Source organism: Ornithinibacillus bavariensis, assembly GCF_018333235.1.
GTDB lineage: Bacteria > Bacillota > Bacilli > Bacillales > Amphibacillaceae > Ornithinibacillus > Ornithinibacillus bavariensis.
In genome coordinates this window covers 280623-300718 of record NZ_BORP01000005.1, presented here as the reverse complement: position 1 = coordinate 300718, position 20096 = coordinate 280623, and the positions used below count along the sequence as shown (strand labels likewise).

Sequence of the window (20096 nt, the reverse complement as noted above, 5' to 3'; positions counted from 1 at the left end):
GAAAGCATTAATAATAACGATTAAATCTAAGGAGGGCATTATATATGGCTAAAGAAATTAAGTTTAGTGAAGACGCACGCAGCGCTATGCTTCGTGGAGTGGATACATTAGCTAATGCTGTAAAAGTAACTTTAGGACCAAAAGGTCGTAACGTTGTTCTAGATAAGAAATTTGGTTCACCTCTAATTACGAACGATGGTGTAACCATTGCAAAAGAAATTGAACTAGAAGATGCGTTTGAAAACATGGGTGCAAAGCTTGTATCTGAAGTTGCATCAAAAACAAATGATGTTGCTGGAGACGGTACAACAACTGCTACAGTACTTGCACAAGCAATGATTCGTGAAGGACTTAAAAACGTTACTTCAGGTGCAAACCCTGTAGGTATTCGTCGTGGTATTGAAAAAGCTGTTACTACTGCAGTAGAAGAGCTACATGCTATTTCAAAACCAATTGAAGGAAAAGAATCTATTGCACAAGTAGCAGCAATTTCTTCCGCTGATGATGAGGTTGGTAACTTAATTGCAGAAGCAATGGAACGTGTTGGTAACGATGGAGTTATTACAATCGAAGAGTCAAAAGGCTTCTCTACAGAACTAGAAGTTGTAGAAGGTATGCAATTTGACCGTGGATATGCTTCTCCATACATGGTTACTGACCAAGATAAAATGGAAGCAGTTCTAGAAAATCCATATATCCTAATCACTGATAAGAAAATCAGCAATATCCAAGAAATTTTACCAGTGCTTGAGCAAGTAGTTCAACAAGGTAAATCACTATTATTAATTGCTGAGGATGTTGAAGGTGAAGCACTAGCTACACTAGTACTAAACAAGCTTCGCGGTTCATTCAACGCTGTAGCTGTTAAGGCTCCAGGATTCGGTGATCGTCGTAAAGCAATGCTTGAAGACATCGCTATCTTAACTGGTGGTCAAGTAATTACAGAAGATCTTGGCTTAGAGCTTAAGAGTGCAACTATTGAGCAACTTGGTAACGCATCTAAAGTTGTTGTTACAAAAGAACATACAACAATTGTTGAAGGTGCTGGAAACCCAGAAGCTATTTCAGCTCGTGTATCTCAAATCCGTGCTCAAGCAGAAGAAACTACTTCTGAGTTCGATAAGGAAAAATTACAAGAGCGTCTTGCTAAATTAGCAGGTGGTGTAGCAGTAATCAAAGTTGGAGCTGCAACTGAAACTGAACTAAAAGAACGTAAACTACGTATCGAAGACGCATTAAACTCAACTCGTGCAGCTGTTGAAGAAGGTATCGTTGCTGGTGGTGGTACTGCACTAGTTAACGTATACAACAAAGTAGCTGGCCTAAGCCTAGAAGGTGACGAAGCAACAGGAGCTAAAATTGTTCTTCGTGCACTAGAAGAGCCAGTACGCCAAATCGCAATTAACGCAGGTCTAGAAGGATCTGTAATTGTAGAACGTCTAAAAGGCGAAGCGATTGGTGTTGGTTTCAACGCAGCAACTGGAGAATGGGTAAACATGGTCGATTCTGGTATTGTAGACCCAACTAAAGTAACTCGTTCTGCACTACAAAACGCAGCATCTGTAGCGGCTATGTTCCTAACTACTGAAGCAGTAGTAGCTGACATTCCTGAAGAGAATGCTGGCGGTGGAATGCCTGATATGGGTGGAATGGGCGGTATGATGTAATCTACCCTCAACACCATGACATAAGTGGTTTATTAAGTAAGTTGAGAGCAAAATACTATATCGAAGATAATTAATTAAGGCTTCTCAAAAGTTTAAGCAAACTTTTGAGGAGCCTTTTTATATCAATAGTTGGAATTAGAATAAGCAACGAACCATTCTCATCAATATAGTGAAATTAGTAATTAAACACGATTTGGCCGGCACAAACCCAGGTCAAACCTAATTGCCAGCTTACCTTTGCAAATTTAATACTAGTTAACAACACAATCAAAGTCCAGTCATCCCCCCACACCCACACTACTTCAACTTCCTCCACAACGTACTCCTACTAATGCCCAACCGCTCCGCAGCCTTTGACTGGTTAAACCCTTCCTCAGATAAAACAAGGTTAATAATGTCCTTATTAATTTCGTCCAAAGGTTTTTGCAAATCTAAGTAGGTCGTTGTATTTGCAGTAGGGAATCTTTCGTTTGCAAGAACACTCTGAACGGATTCTTCACTGATGAAATACGTATCAGTCAATATAATGCATTCCTCAATAATCCTCTTTAATTGATCGATATGATTTGTCCACTTAAATTCTTGCAGTAGCTGAAGCGCCTTAGGTTCCAGTCCGACTACTTGTTTTCCGTACTTTAATATTAACTCGCTCATAAATAAACTAGTAAGGCTGGAAATATCTTCTTTTCTATCATTTAGCGTAGGCATTACTAAAGGGAAAGCACCTAGCTCATTACGTATGAATTGGAGAAACGGTCCTTTGTCAAATACATCGGAATAGCCATTAACAAAAGAGAAGATAAATCGATTCCGTTTATGAATATACGTATTGATAAAATAGGATTCCAATAACTGCTGACAGGCTTCGTTTAGCATTTGCAAGTTTTTCATATAGATTGTAATGTTACTCTCTGTTAAGAAGGAATTGTCTTTATTTATCAAGTTCAACCATTTCTTCTCATCCATATATTTTGCGTCAATAACGATTAATGGACTTTTTTGATATGGACCATTCTTATAAATGGCATGTGCCAGGAAATCCTTCCCTGTTCCTATTTCACCGATTAGTAATAAAGGGTTGGTTGCGTTGGAATAGCTTTTTACATCCTTTATTACCTTTAACAACTGCTTATTGTTGGTTGGAATCGTTTCTAGATTTGTTTTAGACTCATCAAAAACATTTAGAAATGTAATTGCTGGATCTGCTAATTTAGTTGAAGGTTTTATCGCTCTAAAGTAAAAGCATGCATATACTTCCTCGTTGGATTCAAACAATTTCCCGCGTATTAAAGTTAAACTGTTATCCATTTCTTTTATGATTTCACATTCTTTTTCTTTGAATAGTTGGTCAACTATCTCCTTAGCAAAGTCTGTGAAATATTGACGTTTCGTTTTAATATTTGTTAAGACAACCTTTCTTTCCTTATTAAATGCAATATATTCCATCTCCGAGTAGTCCATAATTTTTTTAATCAATATATTTTTTTGGTCAAAAATTACTAGAAGCTTTAACAAATTCACTACTTCATCGAATGCATTTTTAACACTTTCCTTTCCAGAGGTAACAAGGATAGTGTTTAGACCAAGCTCTCTTGCTTTACTTGAAGTAATCACGTCACCCACAATGAGGCTGACACCTTTCATTTTTAAATCTGTTAAATATCCTTCTATTTCTAATAAGGAGTTAATGGTTTGGATATCAATGGAATAATCGTTCAGCTCTCGGACAATTTCTGCCTTTTCAGTAATACTTCGAAATCCTACGACTGCATAGGAGCCAGAGTAGTTTTCTGCTAGTTTAATTGCACTGATCATATCAATAATAGATATTTTAATATCAATAACAGGAGTATCGGTTACTTCTCTAATTAATTCAGCCGTTCCTGCACGTGAGATGATACAATCGAAATCCTTGTTCTGTAACGTTTTTACTAGCTCAACCCCTTCTAGCATATCTGCAACATGAACCTCAACATCCAAATTATTACGTGCTTTCGCCTCTTCTAATATTAGATCTTTTAATCCATTATAAGGAGCGATTGCGAGTAGTTTTATATTTTTCATTTCATTTACTCCTAATTTTCATTTTCATACATTATTATACAACCATGGCATTCAAATTTGAAACAATTAATGTAAAAGTTACTCTTATTTCGACATAAAACTACAAAATGTCGCAAATTGAAACGTATTTTTATCGAAATTATGTTGAAAGCGTTTTATGTTATACATAAAATATAGAGGAATAAAAAATCAAACGGAGGGTTATACATGAAAGCAGCTTACGTTGTCGATGAATGCAAAGTAGAGATAAAAGACATCGATGTTCCAAGAATAAAAGACAATGAAGTTTTAATAAAGGTTAAAACCGTAGGGGTTTGCGGTTCGGACTTACACTTATATAAAGGCACCCATGCTTTTAGAAAGCCTCCTGTTATTTTAGGGCATGAAGTTGCAGGTGATATAGTCGAAGTAGGAAAAAACGTGACAAAATTTAAAGTAGGGGATCGTGTTACAGTTGAACCACATATTGGATGTGGGGAATGTGAATATTGTGAAAAAGACTTAGTGAATCTATGTTTAAATAAGAAGGCACCTGGAACACCAGGATGGATTGGAACATTTGCTGAATATTTCAATGCACCGGAAGAGGTTGTTTATAAAATTGGTGATAACATTTCTTATGAGCTAGGAACTCTAATTGAGCCATTAGCTGTAGCGGTACATGCTATTGATAGAATTTCAGTTTCTGAGAAAGATACGATTGCTATCTTAGGCTCAGGAACAATTGGTTTATTAACTTTAGTTGCTGCAAGAGAAGCAGGTTATAAAAATATCATTTGTACAGATACCCAACAATTCAATCTAGATATGGCGTTACAGCAAGGTGCAACACTTGCACTGAATCCATTAGAAGTAGATGTTGTTGAAAAAGTAAAAGAACTCACGAATGGTAGAGGTGTTGATGTTGCATTAGTTTGTGCAGGAGCACCTGGAATTGTCGACCAAGCTTCATCAATGACAAGACGTCGCGGGGAAGTTGGTATTGTTGCCATGATTACAGAAAAAATCCCTGTTAATACATACAACTTTGTCTTTAATGAAATTTCGTTGTTTGGTGCAATGACATACGAAACAAAGGACTTCGAGAAAGCGATGGAAATGGTGAATGAAGGTCTTGATTTAAACGCCTTTATTACCCAAAGATTACCGTTTGCGGAAACGGAACATGGCTTAAGTATTTTAGATGAAAAGAAAGAAAATGTAGTAAAAGTAATTATAGAAGTAGAAAAATAATTAGGGGGAAGTTAATATGAAAAAATTACTTTATGGAGCACTACTTTTAATATTAATTAGTGCAGTTCTTGCAGGATGTTCTGGGGGAGATTCAAAAGGATCAAAAGCTAAGGATGGCGAACAGGTTGTTCTTAAATTAGGTCATATTCAATCTGAAAGCGATCTATGGCATGAGGGAGCATTGAAGTTCAAAGAAGAAGTTGAGAAATTATCTGATGGTTCCATGACTGTTGAAATTTATCCAAACTCTACACTTGGTGGAGACAGAGATATGGCAGAAGGTATGCAAATGGGAACAATTGACTTTGCTTTAATTGCAGGTGTATTAAGTAACTTTGAGCCTTCTATCCAATTACTAGAATTACCATATTTACTAGAAAATGAAGAAGAATATAACAAAGTTGTTCACGGTGAAGTTGGTCAAGAAATCGCTGATAGAGTACTAGAGTCTTCTAACATTCGTATCTTAAACTGGTGGGATCGTGGACCAAGACACGTAACAGCAAATAAGCCAATTGAAACACTTGAAGATGTTAAAGGATTAAAGATTAGAATTCCTGAAATTAAAGCAATGGAAGACACATGGAATGCAATGGGAGCAGCTCCAACAACAATGGCATGGAATGAAGTGTACACAGGGCTTGAGCAAGGAACTATCGAAGCGCAAGAAAATCCAATTCCATTCACATATGGTGGGAGAATTCATGAAGTACAAAAATATCTTTCTCTAACCGCTCACAAGTATGAATATGTAACACTAGCTATGAGTGAAAATACATTCTCTAAGTTGACTGCAGAGCAACAAGAAATTATCAAGAAAGCTGGTGATGCTGCAACTGAATTTGAAAACAATTTAGTGAAAGAGGAAACCGGAAAAATTCTTGAAAAAATGAAAGAAGAAGGTTTACAAGTTGTCGAGCCAAATGTAGCTGAATTTGCTGAAGCTGCAAAAGCTGCACATGAGAAATTTGCAAAAACGGTAGACATCGATTTATATAACAAAATCTTAGAGGCTAAAAAATAGTTGATATTCATTGTGGGAGTAAAGGAATCCTTTACTCTCTCTGACTTTATGAAAAGATTTAGGGGGTTCGGAAATGCAGAAAGTCGATCATGTAATCATGAGAGTCCTTTACTACGTGTTAGGGTTATTAATGCTCGCTATGGTTTTAGCTATTACGGCACAAGTTATTTCAAGGTATATATTTGGTAGTCCCTTCACATGGACAGAAGAATTGGGTAGATACACATTTATTTGGATGTCGATACTTGGAATGGCAGTAGGGGTAAAGACATTAGGGCATATCGCACTTGATATATTACTAAAAAGTGTGCCAGCTAATGCGAAAAAGGTTTTACAATTCATTATTAATATTTTAGTTGCTGGCTTTGGGGTTCTATTTACATTCAGTGGATTAAAAATGATGGAAATTGGAAGTGGTCAAAACAGTCCTTCCTTATCATTACCTATGGAATTTGTATATATTATTATTCCAATATCGGGAGTTCTCATCGTTTATTTTGTAATTAGCAATATGATTCAAGATTTAAAAGGAAAGGAGATGCCTAATTCATGACTAGTATATTATTTGGTGTGTTCTTAGGTTTACTCATCTTAGGCGTCCCTATAGCATTTGTTATAGCCATCTCTTCTATCGGTGCAATTTATTACACAGGATTACCGATTGAATTGTTAGCACAAAGATTTTTCACTTCGCTTGATTCTTTCTCCTTAATGGCTATTCCGTTGTTTATGTTGGCTGGTGCAATTATGAGTCACGGTGGTATTACGAGAAGAATTGTTGATTTTGCCTTATCCATCGTTGGCGGGTTTCGAGGAGCATTGTCACAAGTAGTTAGTGTGTCTGGTGTTGTGTTAGGTGGAGTTTCTGGTTCTGGGGTTGCAGATACTGCAGCATTAGGATCGATTATGGTTCCTGAAATGAAGAAAAGAAATTATGACCCGGGATTTTCAGCAGCCCTTGTTGCATCTGCAGGAAGTATTGGACTGATCATTCCGCCGAGTATTGCACTAATTGTATATGGTGCGAGTTCACAGGCTTCCATTGGTGATTTATTTATGGCTGGGATCATACCTGGGCTATTAATCGCAGTCGGTTTCATGATTTACTGCTATATTATTGCTAGAATTAGGAACTATCCGAAAGAAGGTAGTTTCTCTTGGGCAAATGTGTGGAAGAAATTTAAAGCTGCTTTCTGGGCGCTTCTTATGCCTATCATTATTATTGTAGGGATCCGAGGAGGTATATTCACTGCTACGGAAGGTGGAGCTGTTGTATCTGTTTATGCATTAATTATCGGAGTATTTGTTTATAAAGAAATTAAAATCAAAGACTTTGCAAAAATTTTCTATGAAGCTGCTCTTAGTACAGCGGTAATTACTTCAATCATTGCGGCAACATCTTTATTCGGTTGGTTATTAACGAGTGAACAAGTTCCGCAAAAAGTAACGAATGCTTTATTGGGTATTACAGATAATCCTACCATTATTATATTGATTATCATTGGACTTCTTCTAGTGGTTGGAATGTTCTTAGATAGTAGTCCAGCTATTCTACTGCTAACACCTATTCTTGTTCCAGTTGCGACGAGTTTGGGTATGGACCTTGTGCAGTTTGGTATTGTAATGGTTATCACATTAACAATCGGACTATTAACACCACCAGTTGGTACAGCAATGTATGTAGCCAGCAACATTTCCAAAGTTCCAATCTTGGAGTTATCGAGGAAATTGATTCCGTTCTGGATCATTATGATTTTCATTGCTATCTTAGTAGCATTTGTACCAGCAATTACGCATTTACTTTACTAAATATTAATATTGAATATAGAAAGGCATGATAGTGTGGGGAAAATTGTTTTAGGTATAGTCGCAGACGACTTCTCAGGTGCGAGTGATGCTGCGTCCTTTCTTGTTCAGCAAGGAATAAAAACATATTTATTTAATGGTACGCCTGCTGAAGAACATTTCGATACCAAGGAGAATATTGCTATTGTCATCGCATTGAAAACAAGAACAGAAGAAACGACGTTAGCTGTACAACAATCACTAGAGGCTTTCGAATGGTTGAAAAATAACGGTGCATCTCAATTATATGTGAAATATTGTTCTACTTTTGATTCAACAAAAGAAGGGAATATTGGCCCAATAATCGATGCGGTTCTTGAAAAATATGATATTCCATATACAGTGCTCGCTCCTGCTTTACCGGTAAATGGAAGAATTGTAAAGGATGGTCACTTAATCGTAAATGGTGTTCCGTTAAATGAAACGCATATGCGCTTCCACCCACTAACACCAATGTGGGAATCGGATTTAGCAAAATTAATGGAGCCACAAGGGAAGTACCCTTCATTAAAGCTCAATCATGAAATTCTCGAGATGGAAAACGAGAAAATTTTAAAAATAGTAGAAGATTTTGCGCTTGAACATGAACGTTTCTACATTATTCCTGATTATATGGAAGAAACACATGCAGAGAAGATTGTTGAACTGTTCGGAGACCTCCAGTTATTAACAGGCGGGTCTGGACTCATGACAGCACTTGGAAAAAAACATAATAAAGAGAGCAATCATGTATCTGAAAAACTTATTCGTTCAACAAAGGGGAAAGCAATCATTTTAGCTGGTAGCTGTTCCCAAGCAACATTAGATCAAATTGATACATTTAAAGACAATAATGGTAAATATATTAAAATTAATCCGATTGATTTAGGAAATGGCACCCAAACAAAAGAAGAAATCTGGGATCACGTACAAGCTTCTAATGATGATGCTGTACTTGTATATAGCTCAGATAAGCCTGAAAATGTTAAGAAAGCACAGTCAGCTGGTACAGAAAAAGTATCTCATTTATTGGAACAAACCACAGCATACTTAGCGACGAAAGCTGTTGAGAATGGCTACAATCGTATTATTGTTGCTGGTGGGGAAACATCAGGTGCAGTTACGAAGATTCTCGGATATGATTCGTATCAAATCGGCGAGAGCATTGCACCAGGTGTACCAATTATGGTACCACTTAAAAATAAAGATTTAAGGCTAGTTTTAAAGTCAGGAAACTTTGGGCAAAAAGATTTCTTCCTGCGAGCTGCTAAGTTAACAAAGGAGGATTGAAATGTCCAATTTTGAACAAAAACTGAACGATGCGATTTGGGTAGGTAAAGTCCTGTTTGATAGAAATAAAGCAACAGGATCATCTGCAAATTTAAGCTTTATGCACGAGGATAAGATTTATATTACAGCTAGCGGTACTTGTTTCGGGAATTTGACTGAAAGCAGCTTTTCTGTTGTAGATTTAAACGGTAATCATATTAGTGGGATCAAACCTAGTAAAGAACTCCCACTGCATATGGCTCTTTATGAAAAAGATTCTCGAATTAAGTCGGTACTTCATACCCATAGTTTCTATTCAACGCTATGGTCTTGTTTGGAACATGATAATGTTACAGATGTTATTCCAAACTACACACCATATCTACGAATGAAACTCGGAACAGTAGGATTAGTACCTTATGCAAAGCCAGGTTCTGAGGAATTATTTTCATTATTCAAGGAACGTGTGAATGATAGTGATGGCTATCTATTACAAAATCATGGTCCTATTGTAGGCGATCAGGATTTAATTTCTGCTTTCTACGTACTAGAAGAACTAGAGGAAAGTGCTAGAATTGCATGGGAGCTTCGAAATGAAAAAGCTCTCCTAATAAATTCATAAATTTTAAAGGATTCGGTACCATAGGTACTGAATCCTTTTGTGGGTTTTACGATGGGTAAATATATTGTTTACCACTTAGGAACGTAAACATTTGTCGAAAGGCTTTAAGATGATACTGCGAAAGAGCCAAAGAAGGTAGCGCTTCATTGGCTAGGAGTTCATTCCATTCATATTGAAAAGCAGGTTCGATTCTTTTATCAAATAAATAATTTTATTTTATTGAGATATCTCCCAAAAGGGTATATTAATATTCTCATTCACAAGAAAAGGAATAATCAAAAATAAATAATTGTAGATTTGGATAACCACCATCTGAATAGCATCTTTCTGTCAGATAACTAACTTCCTTATTAATAAAAAAATTCCATGTACATAATAAGAAAATGACAGTAACAAAGAACACGGGCAATATAACGGCCATTCTTAGTTGATTAGATAATTTTATTAGTCATATTATCCTCCTCTTCAAAATCCTCATATACTGGTATTTTTAGAAGTAACTTATTCTAAACAACTAAAAAATATATCAAAAGGTCCATAAATATCATTTATTGCTTCTAACTCTTCGACAGCCTCTATTTTCAATTTCTCTTTTTAGCTATGAACTGTTAACCATCAGCTGATTGCCATACCAGAATTAGTTGTTCCATCTAGACCAGTTTTATTATAACTGTCTAACATTGGATACCCTTTAGCATAAAAACATTAAATTTTGGTTCAGGTAAAAGATTGCGAATTTATAGTATATTTTATAGTATAGCAGAAATATTTGTAGAAAGGGTTGGGAAAATTAAAACTGTTAAGGTCGAATAACTTTGAAAAAACTTTCTAAGTCTAACAGACTGGAGTCTGCATCGTCATCGATGCTATTAGGCCACAGTGATAACAATAATCGCAAAGTGATATGAGCAGAAAAATGTAATTATTACTTCTAAACTTAAAGTTTAGTCAAGCGCTTTTAATTTAGCTATACTGTAGTTTGATATCCTAAAATATATAAGATTAAGAATTATTACTAAGTTAGTTATAGGGAACTACTATCCAAACAAATAAAGTTGGTGTATATTATAATAAAATATTTAAGTTGCTAAAGGTGGTGTTAAACATAAATAGAAAAATAATTAACCTACTTTTGACTATTTTATTTTTTGTAATGTATGTTTCTTTAATTAGCTTTATCGTTAATAGAGTACACATACTAAATAGTTCCATCAGTGTGTTGGTCGGTACAGTAATTGTTATTATTATATCGTTTGCTCTTTCTAGAATAACGGTTAACAAACTCACGGTTAGTAAATAAAAAAAGACAGAATGAATAAATATTTAAGTATTTATTCATTCTGTCTTTTTTTATAGATTGGATTAAATTCATAAGTATCTAAATTAACTTGCAATTTCAAAATAGGAGTTTATTATAGAATATATAACAAATTATTACAATTTTGGATAGGGGTGTATTTATTGAAAAGAAATAGGATTAGCATAATTCTAGTAGCACTTATGATTATATTTATATCTGTAGTACCGGTGCAAGTATTAGCAGCACCAAGTCAGCAAGAATTACCACAACAAGAAAAACCAGAAAATAGCGTTCAGACTACTATGGTTAGAAAGGTTGCTGTAAAGGGGGCTTTTTATTTACTTAATAGAGCCACGCAAGCACTCACAAAACGTGAACCGTCGATTACTTTAGGGAATAGTAGGGATACAGCTAGTTCAGGAACAATAAATTACAAAAAGATCGGTTCTGTTAGAAAAGACATAGAAGCAGTTAAAAAGGGTCACGAAATTGAAATGTGGGCTAATTCTCATCAAATTGGTTGGACTGGAAAAATTGTGGTAACTCTTTCACGTCCTGATTCTAGTAAAGACGCGATTAATAGAACAGTTGGACATAACCAGTATAGTTGGTTTACAGTACAAAAAGCTGGAAAACACGTTGCTCGATGGACTACATCAAATAGTCATTCATGGACTCTATGGCATGCATACTATCACTGGGGAGATTTACACAAAAAATGTGATAGTAAAGGAAACTGTATGTTACCAACAGGTAATATTGATATTAATTTAAACGTTAAAGAAGACAATTTAATTGTTGGTGTAGATGAAAGTGGGAATAAAGTAATGTTTGAAACAGTTGGCGAATATAGATATATGTTGCCTACTGAAAAACACAAGAATAATACAAAATTACTACAACAAAGTTCTTTCCCGAACACGCTTACAATGAATGAACTCTATTATGAATATTATGATGAAAACCTCGACCAAAAAGTAGACATATCTAAGAATTACATTGCAGGAGATGAAATCCAAGTGACTGACACTATAATTGGACTCGAATATGATTCAGATATGGATGCTACTTTGTTTGAGTTTAAATCGGATGTTGGAAGTCAATATTTAGCATTTAAAGGAGATTTAACTGAAAAATATAGTATAGGAGATTCTATCAGTTTCAAATTTATGATTGTAAGTCTACACGAAGGACATGAATATACAACTATTAACTATACAAAAGTTACTAACGATGGGATTATACCAGATATTAATGAGTATCTAGTTAAATAGTTATATTTAAGACCAAATAGTGCGTATCCAAAACATTAAGAATAATTTGGATGCGCACAATTATATTAAGTGTCCATCTTTCCACCTTTCACCCCATCTGATTTCTCATTTCTTTGACATTACCACAAAAATTGTGGATAACCTTACATTACGAAGATGCGTAACAAAATAGGTAGATTGTCAAAAAGAATTTAAGAAAAACCATTGACACCCTTTACTACTCAGTGTTACAGTATACTTGTAATAAGTAATACTTAATAGCGGGATTTCCCAAAGGCTATTAAGTAAAATTTTACCTTAGTACTAAGTAACACTGCATACAAGTCATACAGAATAGAGGTGACACCAAACATGGAGAATTTAACTGAAATGCTCAAAGGTTCCCTAGAAGGCTGCGTGCTAGAGATCATCAGCCGCCGTGAGACCTACGGTTACGAGATTACTCGTCGCCTAAACGAGCTTGGATTCACAGAAGTCGTGGAAGGGACAGTATATACTATCCTTGTACGATTAGAAAAGAAGAAGCTGGTAAACATAGAAAAAAAGCCATCAGACATGGGGCCACCGCGAAAGTTTTACACCCTGAATGAGGCTGGTCGCGAGGAACTTGAGGTATTTTGGGAAAAATGGGATTTTGTATCATCAAAAATTAATATTTTAAGGTCAAAGTAGCTTCATAAGATATATCATCTGATATTATCGGAGTATTTTGTTCAGCTAAATAAAAAAGGAGGAAAATTGACATGTTAGAGATGTTCAAAAAATTGATCGGTGATAAAAAAGAATACAAAATGATGATGGCAAGGGTGGACGCTCTGCCAGAGGATTACCAGTTCGTATTTAAGAAAATTCAAAAATACATGTGGAATTTTGCTACAGGTAATGGGATGGATATGCTGCATATGCAATATGAACTAATGGATTTGTTCGAAGAAGGAGCGGCAGAAGGAAGACAGGTGCTAGATATTACTGGAGATGATGTGGCATCCTTTGCCGACGAATTGGTGGCAAACGCTAAAACCTATGTCGCTAAGTATCGTGAAGACTTGAATCAGAGTATCCAGGATCGATTGAGAAAAAAGTAAAAACTCGATAGATAATACTGACTGAATAGCTAGTTGTAAATGTGGAATGTGTCCTCGTTATTCAGTTTTATTTTTACAGTGGTACTAAGTAATACAGGTTACCAGTCAGACTGAATAGCAAGCAAGGAATCTAGCTATACAACGTGTATGTAAAAAAGGAGGAGAATAGTATGAGCAATACAGCGATATCTGTAAAAGGATTAAAGAAGTCCTTTAAAGACAAGGAAGTCTTAAAAGGGGTGGACTTTGAGGTACGGCAGGGTGAAATCTTCGCCCTACTGGGATCGAACGGAGCGGGCAAGACAACAACAGTGAATATCCTCTCTACGCAGATGAAGCCTGATGGTGGGGAAGTAAGTATTTGCAGCTTTGACGTTCAGCGCCAATCCGATCAGGTTCGCCAGAGCATCAGCCTGACAGGGCAATTCGCAGCTCTAGACGGAATGCTTACTGGTCGGGAAAATTTAATGATGATTGCAAAGCTTAGGGGAGTTTCTAAACCCGCTCAAGTTGTAGAAAATTTGCTTACAAAATTTAGCCTGACCGATGCGGCTAATCGACGAGCTGACCAGTATTCTGGGGGGATGAAGCGCCGGCTTGATATCGCTATGAGTCTGATTGGTAAGCCGGAAGTCATTTTCCTCGACGAACCGACAACAGGACTTGATCCAGAAGCTCGAATTGAAGTATGGAATACTGTGAAGGAGCTTGCCGATAGTGGTACGACCATATTGCTTACTACCCAATACCTGGAGGAGGCTGAACAACTAGCAGACCGTATCGCTATCCTGCACGATGGAAAAATCATCACTACTGGGACCCTTACCGAGCTTAAAGCGATGTTCCCACCAGTAAAAGTGGAATATATTGAGAAGCAGCCTACATTGGAGGAAATTTTCCTAGCTATCATTAGTAAAAAGGTGGAGATGTAAATGAAGAGAAAGACAGGGGTATTATTTGGTCGTTTAATGCGGAACATAATGCGTAGCCCGGATACAATTATTACGGTGGCGATTACACCGATTATGATGATGTTACTATTTGTTTACGTATTTGGCGGGGCTATCGAAACAGGCACGGACAATTATGTCAATTATTTATTGCCGGGAATTCTGCTTATGGCTATCGCTACTGGTGTTGGTTACACTTCCCTTCGGCTATTTACAGATGTACAGAGTGGACTGATGGCACGTTTCATTACGATGCCTATCAAGCGCTCATCGGTATTATGGGCTCATGTGTTGACCTCACTTGTATCAAATGCGCTTACGGTCATCGTGGTTTTTCTTGTCGCACTTTTGATCGGCTTCCGTACCAGTGCTAATTTACTGGATTGGTTTTCGGTGGCTGGAATACTTGGATTATTTACTTTAGCGCTAACATGGCTATCGGTCATTCCAGGCTTGACCGCAAAATCTATGGAAGGGGCGACAGCCTACTCGTATCCACTGGTTTTCCTGCCGTTTATCAGTTCAGCCTTTGTACCGACAGAAACCATGCCTAAAGTCGTCCGTGTATTTGCCGAGAACCAGCCTGTCACTTCAATCGTGAATTCAATCCGTGCCCTTCTGTATGAAGGGTCTATTGACAACAATCTCTGGATTGCGTTTGCTTGGTGTGTTGGTATTATGGCCGTATCTTATTTCTTCGCCAGTAAGCTATTTAAACGGCAGTTAGTCTAAGTACACCTAATGCCAAAACCGTACAGGTTGTACCAAACAGAAGTTATATTAAGTCCATAAATCTTAAGAAAGGGATTCTCAATGAGTAAGTAAGTTAATGAGAGAGAATCCCTTTTTAAAATAAGACTTGTTACATGCCACACACAGATTTCTCATATATATTAATAATTACGTTTCGTCCAGCCATCACTGACTACATCTATCGGTAGCTTTTTATTAGCAGAATTAGTAAGCTTCAAATTGTCTACATACCAACCACGTCCATGATAATATGTGTCTGTATTATACCGGAAACGGATATGTGTAGTACCAGCTGGAATCGTCACTTCTTTTGAAAGCCAATCGATGCTTGTACCAGTAAAAGGCTCTATTACCTGTTGCCAATGTTCCCCATCACTTGTTACTTCTACAAATCCAAAGTCAGCGTCTTGTTCTGTTCGATACCATGTGTCAAAAGAAAGCGTAGCTGCTGTATTTAAATTCACTTCTGCGGTTAGAGTCCGATTTAGAAAGTCTCCATAGCCTGCGAACCATGCTTCTGCTTTTTTAGTTGGCATCGCAACAGGAATGGCATCTGCAACAAGTTCTGCAAACATCCGTCTTGCTGGATTGGTTGAAACGGTATTCCTTGTTGGATGAACACGATTTGTCAGCAATATGGCAATCGTGTCATTATTCTGGTTGATAACAATTGATGTTCCTGTATAACCGGTATGACCAAGTGAGGATGCTTCCGATAAACCTTCCATATACCACATTTGTGATAATTCCCACCCAAGTCCATGATCATCACCAGGGAATTCAGGTATTTGATTTTCTACGAGTAGTTTAACCGTTTCAGGTTTCAATAGTTGTTTTCCACCATAGCGACCATCGTTCAGAAACATATGTGCAAGAATTGCTAAGTCCTTAGCGGTGGAGAAGACACCAGCATGTCCTGCAACACCGTCAAGAGCCCACGCCTTTTCATCATGAACTTGTCCCCAAACAATTCCTCTATCTGTCCATGGCATATATTCTGTTGCTGCAATTCTGTATCTTAATGATTTTGGTGGATTATACATTGTATCCTTCATGTTAAGCGGATCTGTGATGTTCTCCTTCACATAATGATCAAGCCTTTGACCAGATAGTCGTTCAATCAAAATTCCTAAGGTAATCATATTTAAATCGCTATACGTATAAACAGTACCAGGTTCATTTGTGAGAGGATACTGGAGAACATATTGGTGGCGCGCCTCTCTGTCGCCTTCAACGTTATAGACAGGTGCGCTTGGTGGAAAACCGGATGTATGAGTCATTAATTGACGAATCGTTACATTCTCTTTGTCATTCATTGCGAATTCAGGAAGATGTTTTGCAACAGGATCATCAAGTTTAAAAGACCCATCTTCATACAGTTTCATTGCTGCGGTCGTAGTAAAAATTTTACTAATCGAGGCAAGGTCGAATATGGTATCCTTTTTCATTTTGATTTTGCTGTCAGCTTCCGTAAACTCGTCATCTTCATAAAGATATGCATGGCCATATGCTTCATGCTGAACAATATGTCCACGGCGAGCAACAAAGGTTACAGCCCCAGGAAATGTTCCACTATCAATCATAGATTCGATCATGGAGTCTATATTTAATAATGGTTCCTCCACCATACCCGCTCCCTTGACTGAACCGGGATGTAGAACAGGCGAGGATCGGCCAGGAGTCCCCCATGAGAATTTCGGATGGGCTTTTAAGGATGACTTCTTTTGATTTTTCTTTTCAATAATCGGTCCATTAAAGTAATTGGATTCGGCGATGGTTGTTTCGGTATGGAATATAATCATCGTGAATAGGACAATAGACAACAAACCGTACATTAGTTTACGAATCATTTTTATCCTCCTTAATCCTTCATAAATTTAATAGACTGTGGAGTATCTTGGTAGCGCTTACATAATTTGATTATAGTAGAAGTATTACTTCGTGTATATGCAACTTACGAATTAAAAAATACTAGAATCACATGAACAATCAATGACTAATGGAGGAGGGGATAGGCTTAGTTCCCGGTTTGGTTTAAGGCACGGATAGTCCGTGCCTTAACGCTTATCTAAGAATTTTAGAAAATCAGGATTCTATCAAGTTCTTGGTTAGTTTCTTATTTCGCTCTTGAAAAATTTCATTGTGTGACGAAACCATCGCCACATCACTAGCCTCTGGTTCAATATACTGCTTTGCTCTGTTAACGGCATTTGCTGCATCGTGAAAGGCTCCAGCAATTAGATGAACCTTTCCTTTATGTTTTAAAATATCTCCGGCAACAAAGAGACCTTTTATTTTCGTTTCACCCATTTCATTTCCTTCAATGAAATAATTATCAACTAAATTAATATTTAGTGGGCTGTTCTGAAAAAGTGTAAGGTCTTGATCGTAACCATGACTAATAATGACATCATCTACTTCTACAAGGGATTTTTCGCCAGTTATACCATTTTCTAATTCGACTCTCTCTATTCTATCTTGTGTACTACTAGCGATTAAATTTGAAATTTTGGTATGGGAAAAATTCTCAACTGAACTGCTAAGTAATTGGGTGATCATTGCTTCGTGTCCATTTAGTTGTTCCTTTCGATAAGTAATATATACCTTTTTAGCAATTGGTTCTAGTTCATTAGCCCAGTCTATAGCTGTATTTCCCCCACCTGATATTAAAACTGTTTTATTTCTAAATCGATTTAATGATTTTACAGTGTAATGAAGGTTCGTTATCTCAAATCTGTCTGCTCCTTGAATGTTTAGCTTTTGTGGTTCTAAAATGCCACTTCCTGTAGCAATAATAATGGCTTTAGAATAGTGCACTGCACCTGATGCTGCATGAATTTCAAAGATAGCATCTTTTTTCTCAATCGACACAACCTTTTCATTTAGAACAACCTTTGGGTTAAATGTTAGTCCCTGTTCTACTAACTGATTAATTAATTTTGCACCAGTAATAGGAGTGATTCCCCCAACATCCCAAATGGTTTTTTCTGGATAGATATGTACTTTACCTCCTAATTGTGTTTGGAAGTCAATAATCTTCGTCTTCATCTCCCTAAGTCCACTATAAAAAGCAGAAAAAAGTCCTGCTGGCCCGCCACCTATGATGGTGATGTCGTAACAATCGTAATTAGACAAACGGCTACGCTCCTCTCCGTACATTTCAAGTATTTTAAAACCTTTCTTACATAAGTTATTGACAATGATAATCATTTTCATTTATATTGACATTATAAGCGACAATGAGAATCATTATCAATAGTTTTTTAGCATTTTTAGAAAGGAGGAAAGAAATGTCCCGTTTACACGTGGAAGACGTTTCTATTGGATATAGAGAAAGGATCATTGTAAAAAATCTATCCATTCAGATACCTGATAAGAAAATAACAACCATCATTGGTTCGAATGGTTGTGGAAAATCAACATTATTAAAAGCGATTACTCGCATCATTCCACATCAATATGGTTCGATACTCCTTGATGGTCAAAGCATTATACAGGAGAATACAAAGGAATTAGCGAAAAAGATGGCTATTCTTCCACAAACCAATGAAGTGACGGCAGGACTAACAGTTGGAGAACTCGTTTCCTATGGACGCTTTCCTTATCAAAAGGGGTTCGGTAGGTTATCTAGAAAGGATTTAGAGGTGATAGATTGGGCACTAGAGAAGACAAGGACAATTGATTATAAATATAAAACAGTTGACTCTTTATCAGGAGGGCAAAGACAGCGTGTTTGGATTGCGATGGCATTAGCACAAGAAACAGATATTATTTTTCTGGATGAACCCACTACATATTTAGATTTGGCTCATCAGCTAGAGGTCCTAGAACTCTTGCAGCAATTAAACCAGGAACAAGGTCGAACAATCATTATGGTTCTTCATGATATTAACCAAGCAGCTCGTTTTGCGGACTATATCATTGCATTAAAGGATGGAAAAGTAGTAAAAACCGGTCCCAGTGATGAAGTAATCAATAAGGAAGTACTTAAAGAAGTCTTTCAAATTGATGCTGTGCTTCGTCAGGATCCAATAACAAAAAAACCAATTTGTATGACGTATAACTTAATTAAGGGAGAGAAAGAGAATGAAGAAAATTTCCATAATGGTTCTCATATTGTTCATAGCAATACTTAGTGGGTGTGGCAATACATCTACTGAGGGAAGTAAAGAAGAAAAAGCGAAAGAAAAAACGATAACCTATCAATCTGAAAATGGACCAGTAAAAGTGCCAGCAGATCCGCAGCGTGTTGTAGTTTTATCTTCTTTTGCAGGGAATGTTATAGCATTAGATGTCAATATTGTAGGGGTAGATTCTTGGTCAAAAATGAATCCACGTTTTCAGGATAAATTACAGGATGTAGAAGAAGTTTCTAGTGATGATTTAGAAAAAATAATCGAATTAGAGCCTGATCTAATTATTGGATTATCCAACATAACGAACATTGATAAATTAAAGGAAATAGCTCCTACCGTAACGTTTACATATGGTAAGGTGGATTACTTACAGCAGCATATTGAGATTGGTAAATTATTAAATAGAGAAAAAGAAGCTACAGCATGGGTTGAGGATTTCAAAAAACGCGCAGCGGATTTAGGAGATAAAGTTCGTCAAACAATTGGAGAAGCTACTACGGTTTCTGTTTTAGAAAGCTTCGATAAGCAAATCTATATTTATGGTGATAACTGGGGTCGGGGAACTGAAATTCTGTATCAAGAGATGGAATTAGAAATGCCTGAAAAAGTAAAAGAAACTGCACTTGAACCAGGCTATTATGCTATCTCACAGGAGGTTATTCCTGAGTATGCTGGCGATTACTTGGTAATTAGTAAATTTTCCGATCAAGATAATAGCTATTTAGAATCTGAATCATTTAAAAATATTCCAGCTGTTAAAACGAATCAAGTTATCGAAGTTGATGCATATGAATTTTACTTTAATGATCCTCTAACACTTGACTATCAATTGGAAACCTTTGAGAAGGCGTTTCTAAAAAACTAGTGTATAGGGGATAACATAAGTTGTCCCTCT

At 36.6% G+C, this 20096-nt stretch carries 17 protein-coding genes; 14 read left to right on the top strand and 3 right to left on the bottom strand.

Annotated features, from left to right (window positions below; all coding sequences use genetic code 11):
• The first annotated feature begins 44 nt into the window (after positions 1-44).
• Positions 45-1667 (top strand): chaperonin GroEL, encoded by a 1623-nt coding sequence (gene groL, locus KI338_RS13705; protein ID WP_212921566.1) that lies wholly within the window; start codon positions 45-47, stop codon positions 1665-1667.
• Between the two features lie 297 nt (positions 1668-1964).
• On the opposite strand, the gene KI338_RS13700 is transcribed toward groL, so the two are convergent.
• Positions 1965-3731 (bottom strand): sigma-54-dependent Fis family transcriptional regulator, encoded by a 1767-nt coding sequence (locus tag KI338_RS13700; RefSeq protein WP_212921565.1) that lies wholly within the window; start codon positions 3729-3731, stop codon positions 1965-1967.
• Between the two features lie 207 nt (positions 3732-3938).
• Here KI338_RS13700 and KI338_RS13695 point away from each other — a divergent pair, with 207 nt between their 5' ends.
• The 11 genes from KI338_RS13695 (at position 3939) to KI338_RS13645 (ending at position 15044) form a co-directional block, all read left to right on the top strand.
• Positions 3939-4964, top strand: coding sequence for a zinc-dependent alcohol dehydrogenase (locus KI338_RS13695; protein ID WP_212921564.1), 1026 nt, complete (start codon positions 3939-3941; stop codon positions 4962-4964).
• A gap of 16 nt (positions 4965-4980) precedes the next feature.
• Positions 4981-5988 carry a TRAP transporter substrate-binding protein gene (locus KI338_RS13690; RefSeq protein ID WP_212921563.1) on the top strand — a complete coding sequence of 336 codons (1008 nt, stop codon included), beginning with the start codon at positions 4981-4983 and terminating at the stop codon, positions 5986-5988.
• A 73-nt stretch (positions 5989-6061) separates the two neighbouring features.
• Positions 6062-6541, top strand: a complete 480-nt coding sequence (locus KI338_RS13685) for a TRAP transporter small permease (RefSeq protein ID WP_212921562.1) — start codon at positions 6062-6064, stop codon at positions 6539-6541.
• Positions 6538-7797, top strand: coding sequence for a TRAP transporter large permease (locus KI338_RS13680; protein ID WP_212921561.1), 1260 nt, complete (start codon positions 6538-6540; stop codon positions 7795-7797). Before KI338_RS13685 ends, KI338_RS13680 begins: the two co-directional genes overlap by 4 nt.
• A gap of 33 nt (positions 7798-7830) precedes the next feature.
• Entirely contained in the window at positions 7831-9102 is a 1272-nt protein-coding gene (otnK, locus tag KI338_RS13675) for a 3-oxo-tetronate kinase (RefSeq protein WP_212921560.1), read from the top strand.
• A 1-nt stretch (position 9103) separates the two neighbouring features.
• Positions 9104-9703: a class II aldolase/adducin family protein gene (locus KI338_RS13670; protein WP_212921559.1), complete on the top strand. Its 600-nt coding sequence runs from the start codon at positions 9104-9106 to the stop codon at positions 9701-9703.
• A gap of 1461 nt (positions 9704-11164) precedes the next feature.
• Entirely contained in the window at positions 11165-12277 is a 1113-nt protein-coding gene (locus KI338_RS13665) for a hypothetical protein (protein ID WP_212921558.1), read from the top strand.
• Between the two features lie 351 nt (positions 12278-12628).
• Positions 12629-12949: a PadR family transcriptional regulator gene (locus KI338_RS13660; protein ID WP_212921557.1), complete on the top strand. Its 321-nt coding sequence runs from the start codon at positions 12629-12631 to the stop codon at positions 12947-12949.
• Positions 12950-13020: 71 nt separating this feature from the next.
• Complete coding sequence (locus KI338_RS13655) at positions 13021-13362, top strand: DUF1048 domain-containing protein (protein ID WP_212921556.1); 342 nt, start codon at positions 13021-13023, stop codon at positions 13360-13362.
• Positions 13363-13532: 170 nt separating this feature from the next.
• Positions 13533-14294 carry an ABC transporter ATP-binding protein gene (locus tag KI338_RS13650; protein ID WP_212921555.1) on the top strand — a complete coding sequence of 254 codons (762 nt, stop codon included), beginning with the start codon at positions 13533-13535 and terminating at the stop codon, positions 14292-14294.
• Positions 14295-15044 (top strand): ABC transporter permease, encoded by a 750-nt coding sequence (locus KI338_RS13645; protein WP_212921554.1) that lies wholly within the window; start codon positions 14295-14297, stop codon positions 15042-15044.
• 161 nt (positions 15045-15205) lie between these two features.
• Here KI338_RS13645 and KI338_RS13640 read toward each other — a convergent pair whose 3' ends face one another.
• Complete coding sequence (locus KI338_RS13640; protein WP_212921553.1) at positions 15206-16915, bottom strand: serine hydrolase domain-containing protein; 1710 nt, start codon at positions 16913-16915, stop codon at positions 15206-15208.
• 235 nt (positions 16916-17150) lie between these two features.
• Complete coding sequence (locus KI338_RS13635; RefSeq protein ID WP_212921552.1) at positions 17151-18200, bottom strand: NAD(P)/FAD-dependent oxidoreductase; 1050 nt, start codon at positions 18198-18200, stop codon at positions 17151-17153.
• A 155-nt stretch (positions 18201-18355) separates the two neighbouring features.
• On the opposite strand from KI338_RS13635, the gene KI338_RS13630 reads away from it, so the two are divergent.
• Both KI338_RS13630 and KI338_RS13625 read left to right on the top strand, forming a co-directional pair.
• Entirely contained in the window at positions 18356-19201 is an 846-nt protein-coding gene (locus KI338_RS13630) for an ABC transporter ATP-binding protein (protein ID WP_212921551.1), read from the top strand.
• Positions 19152-20066 (top strand): iron-hydroxamate ABC transporter substrate-binding protein, encoded by a 915-nt coding sequence (locus KI338_RS13625; RefSeq protein WP_212921550.1) that lies wholly within the window; start codon positions 19152-19154, stop codon positions 20064-20066. The genes KI338_RS13630 and KI338_RS13625 overlap by 50 nt, the downstream gene beginning before the upstream one ends.
• Positions 20067-20096: the final 30 nt, after the last annotated feature.

What these genes read in the sequence shown, in the direction of transcription:
- groL (WP_212921566.1), top strand. Translation starts at nt 45, where the DNA reads ATGGCTAAAGAAATTAAGTTTAGTGAAGACGCACGCAGCGCTATGCTT.
- KI338_RS13700 (WP_212921565.1), bottom strand. Translation starts at nt 3,731, where the DNA reads ATGAAAAATATAAAACTACTCGCAATCGCTCCTTATAATGGATTAAAA.
- KI338_RS13695 (WP_212921564.1), top strand. Translation starts at nt 3,939, where the DNA reads ATGAAAGCAGCTTACGTTGTCGATGAATGCAAAGTAGAGATAAAAGAC.
- KI338_RS13690 (WP_212921563.1), top strand. Translation starts at nt 4,981, where the DNA reads ATGAAAAAATTACTTTATGGAGCACTACTTTTAATATTAATTAGTGCA.
- KI338_RS13685 (WP_212921562.1), top strand. Translation starts at nt 6,062, where the DNA reads ATGCAGAAAGTCGATCATGTAATCATGAGAGTCCTTTACTACGTGTTA.
- KI338_RS13680 (WP_212921561.1), top strand. Translation starts at nt 6,538, where the DNA reads ATGACTAGTATATTATTTGGTGTGTTCTTAGGTTTACTCATCTTAGGC.
- KI338_RS13670 (WP_212921559.1), top strand. Translation starts at nt 9,104, where the DNA reads ATGTCCAATTTTGAACAAAAACTGAACGATGCGATTTGGGTAGGTAAA.
- KI338_RS13660 (WP_212921557.1), top strand. Translation starts at nt 12,629, where the DNA reads ATGGAGAATTTAACTGAAATGCTCAAAGGTTCCCTAGAAGGCTGCGTG.
- KI338_RS13655 (WP_212921556.1), top strand. Translation starts at nt 13,021, where the DNA reads ATGTTAGAGATGTTCAAAAAATTGATCGGTGATAAAAAAGAATACAAA.
- KI338_RS13650 (WP_212921555.1), top strand. Translation starts at nt 13,533, where the DNA reads ATGAGCAATACAGCGATATCTGTAAAAGGATTAAAGAAGTCCTTTAAA.
- KI338_RS13645 (WP_212921554.1), top strand. Translation starts at nt 14,295, where the DNA reads ATGAAGAGAAAGACAGGGGTATTATTTGGTCGTTTAATGCGGAACATA.
- KI338_RS13640 (WP_212921553.1), bottom strand. Translation starts at nt 16,915, where the DNA reads ATGATTCGTAAACTAATGTACGGTTTGTTGTCTATTGTCCTATTCACG.
- KI338_RS13630 (WP_212921551.1), top strand. Translation starts at nt 18,356, where the DNA reads ATGTCCCGTTTACACGTGGAAGACGTTTCTATTGGATATAGAGAAAGG.
- KI338_RS13625 (WP_212921550.1), top strand. Translation starts at nt 19,152, where the DNA reads ATGAAGAAAATTTCCATAATGGTTCTCATATTGTTCATAGCAATACTT.